The organism is Xanthomonas graminis pv. graminis (assembly GCF_030168915.1).
In the GTDB taxonomy this organism is placed as follows: domain Bacteria; phylum Pseudomonadota; class Gammaproteobacteria; order Xanthomonadales; family Xanthomonadaceae; genus Xanthomonas_A; species Xanthomonas_A translucens.
The window spans coordinates 870012-884780 of record NZ_CP076255.1 but is presented as its reverse complement, the minus strand read 5'-3'; the positions used below and the strand labels follow the sequence as shown (position 1 = coordinate 884780).

Sequence of the window (14769 nt, the reverse complement as noted above, 5' to 3'; positions counted from 1 at the left end):
TCGGCAGCTACGCGGCTTGCGTGCATGCCACCGGTGCCATCCGGGATACCGCGCTATGCCCCCATGCTTTTCGGCGCCTATATCTGGCAGCGAAGATAGGGCAGCGACCCGAGATCAAGCAACCGGCCAGCGCCCCAGCGTCACCCGGTCGCGCGCTTCCAGGTCCTGGTGGGTCGCCACGGCATCGAAGCCGGCATCGGCCAGCAGCGCACGCACCGCCGCGCCCTGCTCCCAGCCGTGCTCCAGCAGCAGCCAGCCGCCCGGCTGCAGATGCGCCGATGCGCCGGCGACGATCACCCGGATGTCGTCCAGCCCATCGGCGCCGGACGCCAGTGCGCTGGCCGGTTCGTAGCGCAGGTCGCCCTGCGCCAGGTGCGGGTCGCCGGCGGCGATGTACGGCGGGTTGCTGGCGATCAGGTCGAAGCGCTGCCCGGCCAGCGGCGCCAGCCAGGGACCATGGGCGAAAGCGACGTTGTGCAAGCCGTGCGTGCGCGCATTGGCTTGCGCCACTGCCAGCGCCGCCTCGCTGAGGTCGGTGGCCAGCACCTGCGCCTGCGGCCGTTCGCTGGCCAGCGCCAGCGCGATCGCGCCGCTGCCGGTGCCCAGGTCGGCGACGCGGCGGCCCGGCGCCGCGTCCAGCCGCTCCAATGCCAGCTCCACCAGGCGCTCGGTGTCCGCGCGCGGGATCAGCGTGGCCGGGCCGACCGCCAGGTCCAGGGTCCAGAAACCGCGGCGGCCGGTCAGATAGGCCACCGGCTCGCCCTGCGCGCGCCGCGCCAGCAGGACGTCAAAGCGCTCGGCGGCATCCACGGGCAGCGGATCGCGGGCGTGCGCGAACAGCCAGGCGCGGTCGCGCCGCAGGGCGTGGATCAGCAAGGCTTCGGCATCGGCACGGTCGATCTGCGCGCAGGCCGCGCGCAGCAGGGACTCGGGGGTGGGGGCGTTCATCGGCGTCACGATGCCGCAGCGGTGCGGAAAAGCCAACGTGGTAGAACGTGGGGACTGCGTGCTCCCCCGCAGCGCAGCAAAGAGCCAGGCTTGAAGAGTGATAGGAAAAACCTATCTATTCAATTCCATCAATCGATTTGAGATATCTATCGCACCCTCCTATGATGAGCCTCGTTCTATCCCCCGTTCCCCTTCGCAACCACGAGGAAACTCCATGTCTTTGATCAACACCCAGGTCCCGCCGTTCAAGGCCAACGCTTACAAGAGCGGCGAATTCATCGAAGTCACCGACGCGGACCTGAAGGGCAAGTGGTCGGTGCTGATCTTCATGCCGGCCGCCTTCACCTTCAACTGCCCCACCGAAGTGGAAGACGCCGCCGACAACTACGCCGAGTTCCAGAAGATCGGCGCCGAGGTCTACATCGTCACCACCGACACCCATTTCTCGCACAAGGTGTGGCACGAGACCTCGCCGGCCGTCGGCAAGGCGCAGTTCCCGCTGGTCGGCGACCCGACCCACCAGCTGACCCGCGCGTTCGGCGTGCACATCGACGAGGAAGGCCTGGCCCTGCGCGGCACCTTCGTGATCAACCCGGAAGGCGTGATCAAGACGCTGGAAATCCACGACAACGCGATCGCCCGCGACGTCACCGAGACCCTGCGCAAGCTCAAGGCCGCGCAGTTCGTCGCCTCGCATCCGGGCGAAGTGTGCCCGGCCAAGTGGAAGGAAGGCGAAAAGACCCTGAAGCCGTCGCTGGATCTGGTCGGCAAGATCTAAGCCGCGCCCCACTCCCATCTCCGCCGCTTCGGCGGGGGTGGGGGTGAACCGCAGCCCGCGTCGCGGCCGGTACGCCCGCCTTACGCCAGCCACCGGCAGCGCGCGCCGGCTGCGGTTCACCCCTCCTCCCAATTCTTACGGCGGTCTGCCCCTGCGGCAGCAACGCCTTCCCCGCGCTTTGCCCATCGTCAGGAGTCCGCCATGTTGGATGCCGATCTGAAAACCCAGTTGAAGGCTTACCTGGAGCGGGTCGTTCGGCCCATCCACATCACCGCATCGGTGGACGACGGCGCCAAGTCGCGCGAGATGCTCGACCTGCTCGAAGACCTGGTGCTGCTGTCGGACCAGATCAGCCTGGACGTGCACCGCGACAGCGCCGAGCGCACGCCGTCGTTCGCGCTGGGCAGCCCCGGCCACGACATCCACCTGCGCTTCGCCGGGCTACCGCTGGGCCACGAGTTCACCTCGCTGGTGCTGGCGCTGCTGCAGGTCGGCGGGCATCCGTCCAAGGCCACCGCCGAGGTCATCGAGCAAGTGTGCAACCTGCCCGGCGAGTACGTGTTCGAAACCTATTTTTCGCTGTCCTGCCAGAACTGCCCGGACGTGGTGCAGGCGCTGAACCTGGCCGCGGTGCTGAACCCGAACATCCGGCACGTGGCGATCGACGGCGCGCTGTTCCAGGACGAGGTCGAGGCGCGGCAGATCATGTCGGTGCCCACCGTATACCTCAACGGCGAAGTGTTCGACCAGGGCCGCATGAGCCTGGAGCAGATCGTGGCCAAGCTCGACACCGGCGCGGCCAAGCGCGATGCGGCCAGCATCGCCGCCAAGGCGCCGTTCGACGTGCTGGTGATCGGCGGCGGCCCGGCCGGCGCGGCGGCGGCGATCTATGCCGCGCGCAAAGGCATCCGCACCGGCGTGGCGGCCGAGCGTTTCGGGGGCCAGGTGCTGGACACGATGGCGATCGAGAACTTCATTTCGGTGCAGGAGACCGAAGGCCCGAAGATGGCCGCGGCGCTGGAGCAGCACGTGCGCCAGTACGACGTGGACATCATGAACCTGCAGCGCGCCGAGCAACTGATTCCAGCCGGCGCCGACGGCCTGGTCGAGATCAGGCTGGCCAACGGCGCGTCGCTGAAGAGCCGCAGCGTGATCCTGTCCACCGGCGCGCGCTGGCGGCAGATGAACGTGCCCGGCGAGGACCAGTACCGCAACAAGGGCGTGGCCTATTGCCCGCATTGCGACGGCCCGCTGTTCAAGGGCAAGCGCGTGGCGGTGATCGGCGGCGGCAATTCCGGCGTGGAAGCGGCGATCGACCTGGCCGGCATCGTCAGCCACGTCACCCTGGTCGAGTTCGACGCCAAGCTGCGCGCCGACGAAGTCCTGCAGCGCAAGCTGCGCAGCCTGGGCAACGTGGACATCATCGTCAACGCGCAGAGCACCGAGGTGATCGGCGACGGCAGCAAGGTCACCGGGCTGGTCTACAAGGACCGCGTCGGCGGCGACGTCCACCGCGTGGCGCTGGAAGGCATCTTCGTGCAGATCGGCCTGCTGCCCAACACCGAGTGGCTGCAGGGCACGGTGGCGCTGTCGCCGCGCGGCGAGATCGTGGTCGACGATCGCGGCCAGACCTCGCTGCCCGGCGTGTTCGCCGCCGGCGACGCCACCACGGTGCCGTACAAGCAGATCATCATCGCCATGGGCGAAGGCTCCAAGGCGGCGCTGAGCGCGTTCGACCACCTGATCCGCAGCAGCGCGCCGGTCAGCAGCGCGGTCGCCGAAGCCGCCTGACCCGGTCACGCCGCATAGACCCCGCGCCGCGACCCGGCGCGGGGTCTATGCTGTTCCCAGCACAGCCCGCCCCGCCAAGGAACCTGCCGATGAACCTGCGTGATCTGAAATACCTGGTGGCGCTGGCCGATCACAAGCATTTCGGGCGTGCCGCGGCGGCCTGTTTCGTCAGCCAGCCGACGCTGTCCACGCAGATCAAGAAGCTGGAGGACGAACTGGGCGTGCCGCTGGTCGAGCGCGCGCCGCGCAAGGTCATGCTGACCCCGGCCGGGCGCGAGGCGGCCAGCCGCGCGCGCGGCATCGTCGCCGAGATCGAGCAGATGAAGGAAGCGGCGCGGCGCAGCCAGGACCCGGAAGCCGGCACGGTGCGCCTGGGCATCTTCCCGACGCTGGGCCCGTACCTGCTGCCGCACGTGATCCCTGGCATCCGCGAGCGCTTCCCGCAACTGGAACTGCTGCTGATCGAGGAAAAGAGCGACGTGCTGCTGACCCGGCTGCGCGAAGGCAGGCTGGATGCGGCGCTGCTCGCGCTGCCGCTGCACGACGATCAGTTGCATACCGAATTCCTGTTCGAGGAACCGTTCGTGCTGGCGGTGCCGGATGGTCATCCGCTGGCCCAGCGCGATTCGTTGAGCATGAGCGAACTGCACCAGCAACGGCTGCTGTTGCTCGAGGACGGCCATTGCCTGCGCGAGCAGGCGCTGGACGTGTGCCACTTGTCCGGCGCGCTGGAAAAGGCCGAATTCCAGGCCACCAGCCTGGAAACGCTGCGGCAGATGGTGGCCGCCAATGTCGGCGTGACCTTGCTGCCCCTGCTGGCGGTGCAGCCGCCGGTGGCGAACTCGTCCAATATCCATCTGCTGCGCTTCGACGATGCCTCCGGCCCAAGCCGACGCATCGCGATGCTGTGGCGCCGCAGCTCGGCGATGAGCGATTTCCTGGAGCAGTTGGCGACGCTGTTCAAGGCGCTGCCCGAAGCGCTGCTGTCGGCCAAGGCCGCACCGACCGCGTCCGCTCCGGTGGCCGCCGCGCTGCCGCGCGTGGCGACGCTCTGAGCACAGCGCCGCGCCGTTGGCGCAAGGCGTACGGGCGACGCTGACGCCCGGTTTACAGTCCTCGGTGCGACAATCCCGTCATTACCTGTGTAAAGGAATGCGGATGACATCTATCGGAACCGTGCTCGGCCGCCATCGCAACAATGCGACGCTGTCGATCCTGGTCATGCTGTTCGGCGTGGCGCTGCTGGCCTGCGGCGTCCTGCTGTTCGTGGTGCGCGACAAGGTCGCGCCGGACGCGGCGCAGACGCTGCAATGGATCATGCTCGGCCTGGCCCTGGTCGGCGTATTGACCATCCTGCTGGGCTGGGCGATCCGCCGCGGCGGCTGGGAACAGGGCGAGCTGGGCGTGCGCCAGTTTCCCGAGCGCAGCGACGGCACCTATCTGTATCGCGACATCGTCGAGACCTGCCAGTTCTACCGCGCCGGCCTCTCGGTCAACCTGGGCTGGCGGCGCGAAGGCCAGGACCAGTGGCAGGCGGCCAACGGCAACATCGGCGGCTACTACACGTTCCTCGACCGCTTCATGCACGGCTACCTGCAGGCGCGCGTGCCGGTGCTGATGGCCAAGCTCGATGCCGGGCAGACGCTGAGCTTCCGCATGGTCACCACCGCCGGCGCGATCCGCCGCGAATTCGCGGTCAACATGAAGGGTTTCACCCGCGGCCCGATCGAAACCGTGCAGCTGAGCCGCGAGCGTCTGGCCTTCGCCGACAACGAGATCCGCATCGACGACATCGTCGGCATGGACGTGTCGGCATGGACCTCGCGTCTGCAATTCCAGTTGCGCGGCGGCAGCAAGGTCAGCGTCAGCTACACCGCCTTGTTCGACGGCCCGCTGCTGCTGGCGGTGCTGGAGCAACTGCTGCCCACGCAGCCGCACGTCACTACTGCTGGTTGAGCGCGGCCATCGGCCCTGCGGCCGATGCCACGCAGCAGCCAGCGCCATCCGGGCGGCGCCTCGCAGCGCCGCCTTTTTCATGACTTGAGGAGTTTGCCATGTCCTCGCAACCGCAAAGCGGCCTGCCCCCGTCGCTGATCGTGTCCAGCCACGATCTGGCGCGTCTGGAGGCCTTGCTCGAATCGCCCGCATTGCGGCAGCACCCGGCCGCGCTCGCGCTGGCCGAAGAACTCGGCCGTGCCACGGTGGTGGCGCCCGAACAGATTCCCGCCGATATCGTCGCCATGCACTCGCACGTGGAATGCGAAGACGAACTGCACGGCGAATGCCACCAGCTGACCCTGGTCTATCCGCACGAAGCCGATGCCGCGCAAGGCCGCGTCTCGGTACTGGCGCCGGTCGGCAGCGCCCTGCTGGGCCTGGCCGTGGGCCAATCGATCGAATGGCAGGCCCCCGGCGGCCGCCCGCTGCGGCTGCGCGTGCTCGCGGTGCAGGCGGCGGACGCCGCCGCGCGCGCAACGCGTTAACGTGCGCAGGGCTACCCTTCACTTCATTCGTTCCGAGAGCTATCGATGATGTCTTCCGCTCCTTCCAAGCTGGCCCAGCTGCGCGACCTGTCCGTGGTCGTGGCCGATACCGGCGACTACGATGCGATCAAACGGCTCAAGCCGGTCGATTGCACTACCAATCCGACCCTGGTGAAGAAAGCCCTGGACCTGCCGGTCTACGCCGAGTTGATCGACGAGGCGCTGGCCTGGGCGCGCAGCCAGCACGGCGACCACGCCGCCCTGGTCGACGAGATCGCCGACCGCCTGACCATCGGCGTGGGCAGCAAGCTCAGTGCGCTGGTACCCGGGCGTGTGTCCACCGAGGTGGATGCCGACCTGGCCCACGACACCATCGCCACCATCGCTAAGGCGCACAAGTTCATCGCCATGTACGCCGAGCGCGGCGTGTCCAAGGACAAGATCCTGATCAAGGTCGCCGCGACCTGGGAAGGCATCGAGGCCGCGCGCCAGCTGCAGAAGGACGGCATCGACTGCAACCTGACGCTGATCTTCAACCGCACCCAGGCGCTGGCCTGCGCCGAGGCCGGCGTGTTCCTGATCTCGCCGTTCGTCGGCCGCATCCTGGACTGGTACGTGGCCAACGGGCAGACCCCGTCCAGCATCGACGAAGACCCGGGCGTGCAGTTCGTGCGCGGCGTGTACGCCGAGTTCAAGCGCCGCGGTTCGCAGACGGTGGTGATGGGCGCCTCGTTCCGCTCCACCGCGCAGATCGAGGCGCTGGCCGGCTGCGACCGCCTGACCATCTCGCCGGAGCTGCTGGAAAAACTCGACGCCGACCATGGCGAGCTGCCGCGCAAGCTCTCGCCCGGCCAGGCCGACGGCGCGCAGATCGCGCAGATCGATGCCCAGCAGTTCGCCACCGACCTGGCCGCCGATCCGATGGCAACCGAGAAACTGGCCAGCGGCATCGACACCTTCGCCAAGGACCTGCAGACGCTGCGCGACACGATCCGGCAGAAGCTGGCCGCCTGAGCGACAGCGCTGCACCAGCGCGACCGAGAGCGGCGGCGACGTCGCTCTTTTTTGGGTGCAGGCACTAGGGAAACGGGAAGAGGGAATGGGCAATGCGGGTGTCCGCTGCGCCGCCGATTTCCGGCTCGCTAGACGACCGCGCAGCGCGTGGGCGCTGCGCGACCGGTTCAGGCATCCAAGCCGAGCGGGCAGCTGACCCCGGTGCCGCCCAATCCGCAGTAGCCGCCCGGGTTCTTGGCCAGGTACTGCTGGTGTTCGTCTTCGGCGTAGTAGAACGGCGGCGCCGGGAACAGGATTTCGGTGGTGATCTCGCCGTAGCCGGCCGCGCGCAGGCGCTGCTGGTAGGCGTCGCGGCTGGCGAGCGCCGCAGCGTATTGCGCCTGCGTGCTGCAGTAGATCGCCGAACGGTACTGGGTGCCGGTGTCGTTGCCCTGGCGCATGCCCTGGGTCGGATCGTGGCTTTCCCAGAAGGTCTGCAGCACCTGCTCGAAACTCAGCGCCTGCGGGTCGAACACCACGAGTACCGCCTCGGTGTGGCCGGTCTGGCCGGAGCACACTTCACCGTAAGTGGCGTTGGGCGTCTGCCCGCACGCATAGCCTACAGCGGTGCTGAACACGCCCGGCAGCGACCAGAAGGTGCGCTCGGCGCCCCAGAAGCAGCCCAGCCCGAACTGCACCTGGTGCAGGCCGGCGAACGCGTCGCGCAGCGGGTGGCCGTTGACGAAATGGCGGTTGTGCAGCGGCAGCGGCTGCGCGCGGCCGGGCAGGCTTTCGCCCGGGCGCGGCAGGCGCTGCTTGAAGGCACCGATTCCCAACATGGCGCGGACTCCTGGCATCGAAAGGGATGCCTCCTGGATGGCGCTGCCGGCGCCGGCTTTCAAGGTGCGCGTGGCGCAGCGCCGGGGACGCCGACGCCGCACGGCGCCATGGCGGCGGGCCGTTGTCGACCCGCGCCAGGCGTCCGCCAGGTCAATGCGCCGCGGTCTTGCTGCCGGCGCTGGCCACTTCCGGCATCGCCGAGCTGTGGTGGTTGATGATCAGCCAGCGGCCGTCGCGCTTCTCGTAGACGAAGGTGTAGCGCGCCTGCACCTTGCGGGTGCTGCCGTCCGGATTGCTCAGGGTGAAGGTGTAGACGCCGGCATCGACCGCGCTGTCGTCGTCGAGCAGTCGCACCTGGCGGTAGTTGATGACGCCCTGCGGTTTGGCCGCCAGGAAGTGGTCGAAGTAGTCCTTGATCTCGGCGCGGCTGGCGCGGACCTGGTTGGACACGGTCGGCAGCAGCACGCCGTCGCGGGCGTACAGGTCGGCGACGCGATCGGCGTTGCCGGTGGCCAGCGCCGCGTTCCAGCGGTCGAACAGGCCGGCGATCTCGCGCTCCTCGCCCGCGGCCGGCAGCGACGGCCGGGCGTCGTAGTGCATCGCCGGGGCCGCCAGCGCGGTGGTGGTGGACAGGCTCAGGACCAAAGTGAACAGGATGCGACGCATGGTGGATCTCCGCTGTGGATGAGGGAATGCCGTCTCGGGGCGAAGCCAGTATTGGCAGCCGCGGCTTGCGTAAAATCCGCTGGGCGGCATATCCTCGAATATGCCGATCGGCATAGTGGAGAACAGCATGCAAGCCCCGCTCAATGCAGGCCAATGGCGGCAGGAACTGCGTCGCGAAGCGGCCGATAGCGCGCGCTGGCAGGCGGTGGCCGACGCCGCCGACGCGGTGACCCGCGCCGCGGGCGCCGAGCAGGCCGGAGCCGCCGCGCTGCGTCTGGCGCGCGAGCTGCTGGATGCGCCGCACGCCGCGGTACTGGCGCTGCGCGGCAGCCGCAGCCTGGTGCTGGCCAGCCATGGCGATGCGCTGCCGCCCGGCGCCAGCGTGGCCACCGACGGCCCGGCGCTGTCCTGGCGCCTGGCCGCACGCGCGGGCGAGGCGGCCGAGCTGTGCGTGCCGATCGCCGCGCTGGGTACCCCGCTCGGCACGCTGTGCCTGGGCTGGAACGCGCGCATGGTGCCGGCGCAGGGCGACGTGCAGGCGATCGCCACCATCGCCGCGCTGCTGGCGCCGGCGGTAGCCGAACCGGCGCGCGCGCCGCGGCGCCGCAAGCCGGCGCCACCGGACCGGCTCGGCGCGCTCAGCGCGCGCGAACGGCAGGTGCTGGCGCTGCTGCCGCGCGGCCTGACCAATGCCGGGCTGGGCGCGGAACTGGGCATTTCCACCGGTACCGCCAAGGTCCATGTGGAGCGCATCCTGCAGAAGCTGCAGCTGTCCGATCGCACCCAGGCGGCGGTATATGCGGTGCAGGCGGGGATGGCGCTGTGAGCGCGGCGACGCTGCGCTGGAACGATTGGCCGCTGACCCGCAAGAGCCTGGCGGTGGTCGCGCTGCCGCTGTTGCTGCTGCTGGCGGCATTGCTGGCGATCTACAGCGTGGAACGGCAGAACGTCGCCGCCGAGAACGACGTGCGCCAGACCCTGGAAGTGCTCAGCGACCTGTACGAGGCGCATGCGCTGCTGGCCGAAACCGCGGCCGGCGTGCGCGGCTACCGGCTGGTGCGGCAGGACGCGTTCCTGACCCCGTACCGCGACGCCGAACCGCGCCTGCAGACCGTGGTGCAGCGCCTGGCGCAACGCATCACCGATCCACGCCAGGCGCAGCGCTTCGCCCGCATCCAGCCGCTGTTCGCGGAGAAGATGCAGGGCTGGCGGCGGCTGCTGGCGCCGGACCTGAGCCGCGAGGAAGAGATCCGCCAGCTCAGCGAAGGCAAGGTCAAGCTCGACATCCTGCGCGCCGAACTGCGCGAGCTGCGCAATTACGAGACCGCGCAGCTACAGATCCGCACCGCCAAGGCGCAGGCGCTGCGCCAGCGCAACCTGCTGATCACCCTGTGCGCGGCGATGCTGGGCGGACTCGGCGCGGTGTTCGCGGTGGCCTGGTTCGCCTCCTCGCTGTCGCGGCGGCTGCGCGTGCTGTCGGCCAATGCCGACCGCCTGGGCGAAGGCCTGCCGCTGGCGCCGCAGCTGCGTACCGGCGACGAACTGGGCCAGGTCGCGCAACGCCTGGACCAGGCCAGCACCCTGCTCGCCGCGCGTGCCGCCGAGGCGCAGTCGGCGCGGCGCGAGGCCGAGGCCGCCAACCGCGCCAAGACCGAGTTCCTGTCGCGCAGCAGCCACGAGCTGCGCACCCCGCTCAACGCCATCCTCGGTTATGCGCAGGTGCTGGAAATGGACCTGCCCGGCGCGGCGCAGCGCGGCCAGCTGCAGCACATCCTCGGCGCCGGGCGACACCTGCTCGGGCTGATCACCGAGCTGCTGGACATCGCCCGCATCGAGTCCGACCAGCTCGACCTGAGCCCGCAGCCGGTGCCGGTGCGCGCGGCGATCGAGGAAGCGCTGGGCCTGGTCGCGCCCGAGGCGAACACCCGCGGCATCGTCCTGCAACCGCTGCAGATCGCGCCCGCCTGGACCGTGCGTGCCGATCCGCAGCGTCTGCGCCAGGTGCTGATCAACCTGCTGTCGAACGCGATCAAGTTCAACCGCCCCGGCGGCGCGGTGTGGGTGAGTGCCGAGCAGCAGGACGCGTGCCTGTGCATCGCCGTGCACGACCAGGGCCACGGCCTGTCGGCCGAGCAGGTGCAGCGCCTGTTCACGCCGTTCGAGCGGCTCGGCGCGGAGCGCTCGGCGATCGAAGGCACCGGCCTGGGCCTGGCGTTGAGCAAGCGCCTGACCGAGGCGATGGGCGGGCGCATCGCGGTGGACAGCAGTCCGCAGGGTTCGCGGTTCGGGATCGCGCTGCCGCTGGACCGGCCCGCCGACGTGCCGGCAGCGCATCCGGCCATCGCCGCGACCGCGGCCGGCGATGGCCAGCGCAGCGTGCTCAGCGTCGAGGACAATCCCTCCAACCAGGCGCTGATCCGCACCTTGGCCGAGCGCCGCCCGCGCTGGCGCCTGCACGAGGCGGCGACGCTGGCGCAGGCACGCGCGCAGTTGCAACAGGCCCGCCCCGACCTGATCCTGCTCGACCTGCACCTGAGCGACGGCAACGGCGAGGACCTGCTGCGGCAACTGCGCGCGCAGCCGCACACCGCAACGATCCCGGTGGTGGTGGTCAGCGCCGATGCCACGCCCGCCACGCTGGCGCGGGTGCAGGGCGACAATGTGCGCGCCTACCTGACCAAACCGCTGGACGTGGCCGAATTCTTCACCGTTCTGGACCGACACCTCGCATGACCCGCAACGATGTCCTCGCCTCGCGCATCCTGATCGTCGACGACGAACCGGCCAACGTCCGCCTGCTCGAAGACCTACTGCAGCGCGAAGGCTTCCAGCAGGTGGTGGCGACCACCGATCCGCAACGGGTGCTGGGCCTGGTCTCGGCGTTCGCCCCGGACCTGATCCTGCTCGACCTGATGATGCCGGAGCTGGACGGCTACGCGATCCTGGAGCAGCTGTCGCGGCTGGCGAGCGCGTCCAGCTTCCTGCCGGTGATCGTGCTCACCGCCGACCCCAGCCGCAGCGCGCGCCACCGCGCGCTCGGCCTGGGCGCCAAGGACTTCCTGACCAAGCCGCTGGACACCTTCGAAGTGGCGCTGCGGGTCTGGAACGTGGCCGAGACCACGGTGCTGTTCAAGCGCCTGCGCGCGCTGGCTGATCCGGAAGCGGTGCCGCCTGGGTGGAGAGGTTGAGGTGGAGCCGGGACTCGGGACTCGGGACTCGGGACTCGGAAAAGGCTGAGCGGCGGCGGCGCGCAGCACAAGCCCAGCGCCGCGCTTACTCTCTTTCCGCAGACAGTCGCAGCCTTGCGCTCGCCGTTCACTGCGAGTCCCCAGTCCCCAGTCCCGAGTCCCGGCCCCACACCTACATCGCCCGCGTCACCCACCCGCCCAGGCCCAGCGCCATCAGCACTTCCTGCGCTTTTTCCAGCAGTTCGTCGGCCACGCACACTTGCACCACGCCGAACGGCAGTTCGCCGGCGCCGCCGAGCAGCGCCTCGCCGAACACGAACGCGGTGATGCCGGCATCCTCCAGGGCGTGCTTGGCCAGGTGCGCATCGATCAGGTGCTGGGCGCGATAGGCGATCTGCATGGCCCGCCCTCAGCCGCGCGCCGCGACTTCGGCAAGCGCGACTTCGGCGGCGGCGCCGGCGCGCCATTCGCGCATCGCCGGCAAGGCCTCCAGGGCCGCCATGTACTGCGCTGCCGGCGCCGGCACGGCCACCCCGTAGCCGGCGAAGCGCACCGCCACCGGCGCAAACATCGCATCGACGATGCCGAAGTCGCCGCACAGGAACGCGCCGCCGACGCCATGGGTCTCGCGCAGCGTCGCCCACAACTGCACGATGCGCGCGATATCGGCCTGCGCCTCGGCGTCCCAGCGCTGGCCGTCGGGCTGGCGGCAGGCCTGCATCGGCAACTGCCGGCGCAACGCCAGGAACCCGGAATGCATCTCGCACGCCGCCGCGCGCGCCTGCGCCCGCACCTGCAGCGCCGCCGGCCAGCCGCGGCCGCCCAGCCAGCGCTCATTGGCGTATTCGCAGATCGCCAGCGAATCCCAGAGTTGCAGTTCGCCGTCCCACAGCGCCGGCACCCGCCCGGTCGGCGAATAGGCGCCGATGCGCGCGGCGAACGCGGGCGTGTCAAGCGCCAGCGGTACCTCTTCGAACGGCACCGCGAAGTGCCGCAGCAGCAGCCACGGCCGCAGCGACCACGAAGACAGGTTCTTGTCGCCAATGACCAGACGGGGAAGCGGCATGGCGCATGCTCGGGGGTGGACGGATCCGCAGCGTACGCGGCGGCGCGGCCCGCGGCCAGCTCGGCTAAACTTGCGCTTTACTTATCTGCTGAAGCGCGCATGCCCGAGACCCCCGCCACCGACGCCACCGCCCCGGCCGAGAAGAAAGACTTCATCCGCCAGATCGTCCGCGAGGACCTGGCCAGCGGCAAGCACGCGGCCATCCGCACCCGCTTCCCGCCCGAGCCCAACGGCTACCTGCACATCGGCCACGCCAAGGCGATCTGCCTGGATTTCGGCATCGCCGCCGAGTTTGCCGGGCGCTGCAACCTGCGCTTGGACGACACCAATCCGGCCAAGGAAGACCCCGAGTTCGTCGCCGCGATCCAGGACGACGTACGCTGGCTGGGCTTCGACTGGGCCGAACTGCGCCACGCCTCGGACTACTTCGAGGTGTACTACCTGGCCGCGGAGAAGCTGATCGCCGACGGCCACGCCTTCGTCTGCGACCTGAGCGCCGAGCAGGTGCGCGAATACCGCGGCACGCTGACCGAGCCGGGCCGCAATTCGCCGTACCGCGCGCGCAGCGTCGAAGAGAACCTGGACCTGTTCCGGCGCATGCGCGCCGGCGAGTTCCCCGACGGCGCACGCACCCTGCGCGCCAGGATCGACATGGCCAGCGGCAACATCAACCTGCGCGACCCGGCGCTGTACCGGATCAAGCACGTCGAGCACCAGAACACCGGCAACGCCTGGCCGATCTACCCGATGTACGACTTCGCGCACGCGCTGGGCGACGCGGTGGAAGGCATCACCCACTCGCTGTGCACGCTGGAATTCGAAGACCACCGCCCGCTGTACGACTGGTGCGTGGACAAGGTCGATCTGGCCGGCCATCCCGAGCTGCTGCAGCCGCTGCTGGACAAGGGCCTGCCGCGCGAAGCGGCCAAGCCGCGGCAGATCGAGTTCTCGCGCCTGAACATCAACTACACGGTGATGAGCAAGCGCAAGCTGACCCAACTGGTGACCGAGCAGTTGGTCGATGGCTGGGACGACCCGCGCATGTACACCCTGCAGGGCCTGCGCCGGCGCGGCTACACGCCGGCGGCGCTGCGCCTGCTGGTGGACCGGGTCGGCATCAGCAAGCAGGACTCGGTGATCGACTTCTCGGTGCTGGAAGGCTGCCTACGCGAGGACCTGGATGCGGCGGCGCCGCGGCGCATGGCGGTGATCGACCCGCTCAAGCTGGTGCTGGGCAATCTGCCCGAAGGCCACAGCGAGACGCTGGTGTTCTCCAACCATCCCAAGGACGAGCGCTTCGGCACGCGCGAGGTGCCGTTCTCGCGCGCGCTGTGGATCGAGCGCGAGGATTTCGCTGAAGTCCCGCCCAAGGGCTGGAAGCGGCTGGTGCCGGGCGGCGAAGTGCGCCTGCGCGGCGCCGGCATCGCCCGCGTCGATGAGGTGGTCAAGAACGCTGCCGGCGAGATCGTCGAACTGCGCGGCTGGCTGGACCCGGAATCGCGTCCCGGCATGGAAGGCGCCAACCGCAAGGTCAAGGGCACCATCCACTGGGTCAGCGCGACGCATGCGCTGGAGGCGGAAATCCGCCTGTACGACCGCCTGTTCTCGGTGGAGAAGCCCGACGACGAATCCGACGGCAAGACCTACCGCGATCATCTCAACCCGGCGTCCAAGCGCAGCGTGCGCGGCTACGTGGAGCCGGCCGCCGCGCAAGCCGCGCCGGAGCAGGCGTTCCAGTTCGAGCGCAGCGGCTACTTCGTCGCCGACCGCTACGACCACAGCGCGGCCACCCCGGTGTTCAACCGCAGCGTGACCCTGCGCGACACCTGGACCGGCAGCCACGGCGCGGGCTGACGCAATCGCGCCGCGCCGACCGTTTCCCGCTTGCCGCCGGCGCGCGGCCGCCACCCGCCGCGCCACGGACACGGTTGCCGGCAGGCGCTGCCTGAGCGCATGCCGTGCCGCTCCGGCCGCCTCGGCGCCGGAGTTGCCAGCGTCGCACTTTCCAACGGCAGC

The 14769-nt window shown here is 69.7% G+C and carries 15 protein-coding genes; 10 read left to right on the top strand and 5 right to left on the bottom strand.

The window, feature by feature from the left end; all coding sequences use genetic code 11:
* Window positions 1–114: 114 nt before the first annotated feature.
* Window positions 115–948 carry a peptide chain release factor N(5)-glutamine methyltransferase gene (prmC, locus tag KHF85_RS03795; RefSeq protein WP_284568593.1) on the bottom strand — a complete coding sequence of 278 codons (834 nt, stop codon included), beginning with the start codon at window positions 946–948 and terminating at the stop codon, window positions 115–117.
* Between the two features lie 214 nt (window positions 949–1162).
* Between prmC and ahpC the strand changes: the two genes are divergently transcribed.
* From ahpC to tal, 6 genes are all read left to right on the top strand, one after another.
* Window positions 1163–1726 carry an alkyl hydroperoxide reductase subunit C gene (gene ahpC / locus KHF85_RS03790; protein WP_053836221.1) on the top strand — a complete coding sequence of 188 codons (564 nt, stop codon included), beginning with the start codon at window positions 1163–1165 and terminating at the stop codon, window positions 1724–1726.
* A gap of 201 nt (window positions 1727–1927) precedes the next feature.
* A complete protein-coding gene (gene ahpF, locus KHF85_RS03785) occupies window positions 1928–3517 on the top strand; it encodes an alkyl hydroperoxide reductase subunit F (RefSeq protein ID WP_284568592.1) in 1590 nt (529 codons plus the stop codon).
* 89 nt (window positions 3518–3606) lie between these two features.
* Window positions 3607–4572, top strand: coding sequence for a LysR substrate-binding domain-containing protein (locus KHF85_RS03780; RefSeq protein WP_284568591.1), 966 nt, complete (start codon window positions 3607–3609; stop codon window positions 4570–4572).
* 103 nt (window positions 4573–4675) lie between these two features.
* Window positions 4676–5473, top strand: coding sequence for a tetraspanin family protein (locus KHF85_RS03775; protein ID WP_284568590.1), 798 nt, complete (start codon window positions 4676–4678; stop codon window positions 5471–5473).
* 98 nt (window positions 5474–5571) lie between these two features.
* Window positions 5572–6000, top strand: a complete 429-nt coding sequence (gene rnk / locus KHF85_RS03770) for a nucleoside diphosphate kinase regulator (RefSeq protein ID WP_284568589.1) — start codon at window positions 5572–5574, stop codon at window positions 5998–6000.
* A 48-nt stretch (window positions 6001–6048) separates the two neighbouring features.
* On the top strand, window positions 6049–7014 hold the full coding sequence (tal, locus tag KHF85_RS03765) for a transaldolase (protein ID WP_284569467.1): 966 nt from the start codon (window positions 6049–6051) through the stop codon (window positions 7012–7014).
* Window positions 7015–7181: 167 nt separating this feature from the next.
* Here tal and msrA read toward each other — a convergent pair whose 3' ends face one another.
* Window positions 7182–7832, bottom strand: coding sequence for a peptide-methionine (S)-S-oxide reductase MsrA (gene msrA, locus KHF85_RS03760; protein ID WP_284568588.1), 651 nt, complete (start codon window positions 7830–7832; stop codon window positions 7182–7184).
* A 151-nt stretch (window positions 7833–7983) separates the two neighbouring features.
* Entirely contained in the window at window positions 7984–8499 is a 516-nt protein-coding gene (locus tag KHF85_RS03755; protein ID WP_064538249.1) for an SgcJ/EcaC family oxidoreductase, read from the bottom strand.
* A 127-nt stretch (window positions 8500–8626) separates the two neighbouring features.
* On the opposite strand from KHF85_RS03755, the gene KHF85_RS03750 reads away from it, so the two are divergent.
* The 3 genes from KHF85_RS03750 to KHF85_RS03740 are packed head-to-tail and all read left to right on the top strand — an operon-like array spanning window position 8627 to window position 11687.
* Window positions 8627–9325: a helix-turn-helix transcriptional regulator gene (locus KHF85_RS03750; protein ID WP_284568587.1), complete on the top strand. Its 699-nt coding sequence runs from the start codon at window positions 8627–8629 to the stop codon at window positions 9323–9325.
* A complete protein-coding gene (locus KHF85_RS03745) occupies window positions 9322–11232 on the top strand; it encodes an ATP-binding protein (RefSeq protein ID WP_284568586.1) in 1911 nt (636 codons plus the stop codon). Before KHF85_RS03750 ends, KHF85_RS03745 begins: the two co-directional genes overlap by 4 nt.
* On the top strand, window positions 11229–11687 hold the full coding sequence (locus KHF85_RS03740) for a response regulator (protein WP_009577442.1): 459 nt from the start codon (window positions 11229–11231) through the stop codon (window positions 11685–11687). Before KHF85_RS03745 ends, KHF85_RS03740 begins: the two co-directional genes overlap by 4 nt.
* Window positions 11688–11859: 172 nt before the next feature.
* Here KHF85_RS03740 and KHF85_RS03735 read toward each other — a convergent pair whose 3' ends face one another.
* Window positions 11860–12087, bottom strand: a complete 228-nt coding sequence (locus tag KHF85_RS03735; protein ID WP_003472682.1) for a putative signal transducing protein — start codon at window positions 12085–12087, stop codon at window positions 11860–11862.
* A gap of 9 nt (window positions 12088–12096) precedes the next feature.
* A complete protein-coding gene (locus KHF85_RS03730) occupies window positions 12097–12753 on the bottom strand; it encodes a glutathione S-transferase family protein (protein ID WP_284568585.1) in 657 nt (218 codons plus the stop codon).
* A 99-nt stretch (window positions 12754–12852) separates the two neighbouring features.
* Here KHF85_RS03730 and KHF85_RS03725 point away from each other — a divergent pair, with 99 nt between their 5' ends.
* Window positions 12853–14607, top strand: coding sequence for a glutamine--tRNA ligase/YqeY domain fusion protein (locus tag KHF85_RS03725; protein ID WP_284568584.1), 1755 nt, complete (start codon window positions 12853–12855; stop codon window positions 14605–14607).
* Window positions 14608–14769 lie beyond the last annotated feature (162 nt).

Coding starts and splice junctions, on each gene's coding strand:
- prmC (WP_284568593.1), bottom strand. CDS start 948: ATGAACGCCCCCACCCCCGAGTCCCTGCTGCGCGCGGCCTGCGCGCAG.
- ahpC (WP_053836221.1), top strand. CDS start 1,163: ATGTCTTTGATCAACACCCAGGTCCCGCCGTTCAAGGCCAACGCTTAC.
- ahpF (WP_284568592.1), top strand. CDS start 1,928: ATGTTGGATGCCGATCTGAAAACCCAGTTGAAGGCTTACCTGGAGCGG.
- KHF85_RS03780 (WP_284568591.1), top strand. CDS start 3,607: ATGAACCTGCGTGATCTGAAATACCTGGTGGCGCTGGCCGATCACAAG.
- KHF85_RS03775 (WP_284568590.1), top strand. CDS start 4,676: ATGACATCTATCGGAACCGTGCTCGGCCGCCATCGCAACAATGCGACG.
- rnk (WP_284568589.1), top strand. CDS start 5,572: ATGTCCTCGCAACCGCAAAGCGGCCTGCCCCCGTCGCTGATCGTGTCC.
- tal (WP_284569467.1), top strand. CDS start 6,049: ATGTCTTCCGCTCCTTCCAAGCTGGCCCAGCTGCGCGACCTGTCCGTG.
- msrA (WP_284568588.1), bottom strand. CDS start 7,832: ATGTTGGGAATCGGTGCCTTCAAGCAGCGCCTGCCGCGCCCGGGCGAA.
- KHF85_RS03755 (WP_064538249.1), bottom strand. CDS start 8,499: ATGCGTCGCATCCTGTTCACTTTGGTCCTGAGCCTGTCCACCACCACC.
- KHF85_RS03750 (WP_284568587.1), top strand. CDS start 8,627: ATGCAAGCCCCGCTCAATGCAGGCCAATGGCGGCAGGAACTGCGTCGC.
- KHF85_RS03740 (WP_009577442.1), top strand. CDS start 11,229: ATGACCCGCAACGATGTCCTCGCCTCGCGCATCCTGATCGTCGACGAC.
- KHF85_RS03735 (WP_003472682.1), bottom strand. CDS start 12,087: ATGCAGATCGCCTATCGCGCCCAGCACCTGATCGATGCGCACCTGGCC.
- KHF85_RS03730 (WP_284568585.1), bottom strand. CDS start 12,753: ATGCCGCTTCCCCGTCTGGTCATTGGCGACAAGAACCTGTCTTCGTGG.
- KHF85_RS03725 (WP_284568584.1), top strand. CDS start 12,853: ATGCCCGAGACCCCCGCCACCGACGCCACCGCCCCGGCCGAGAAGAAA.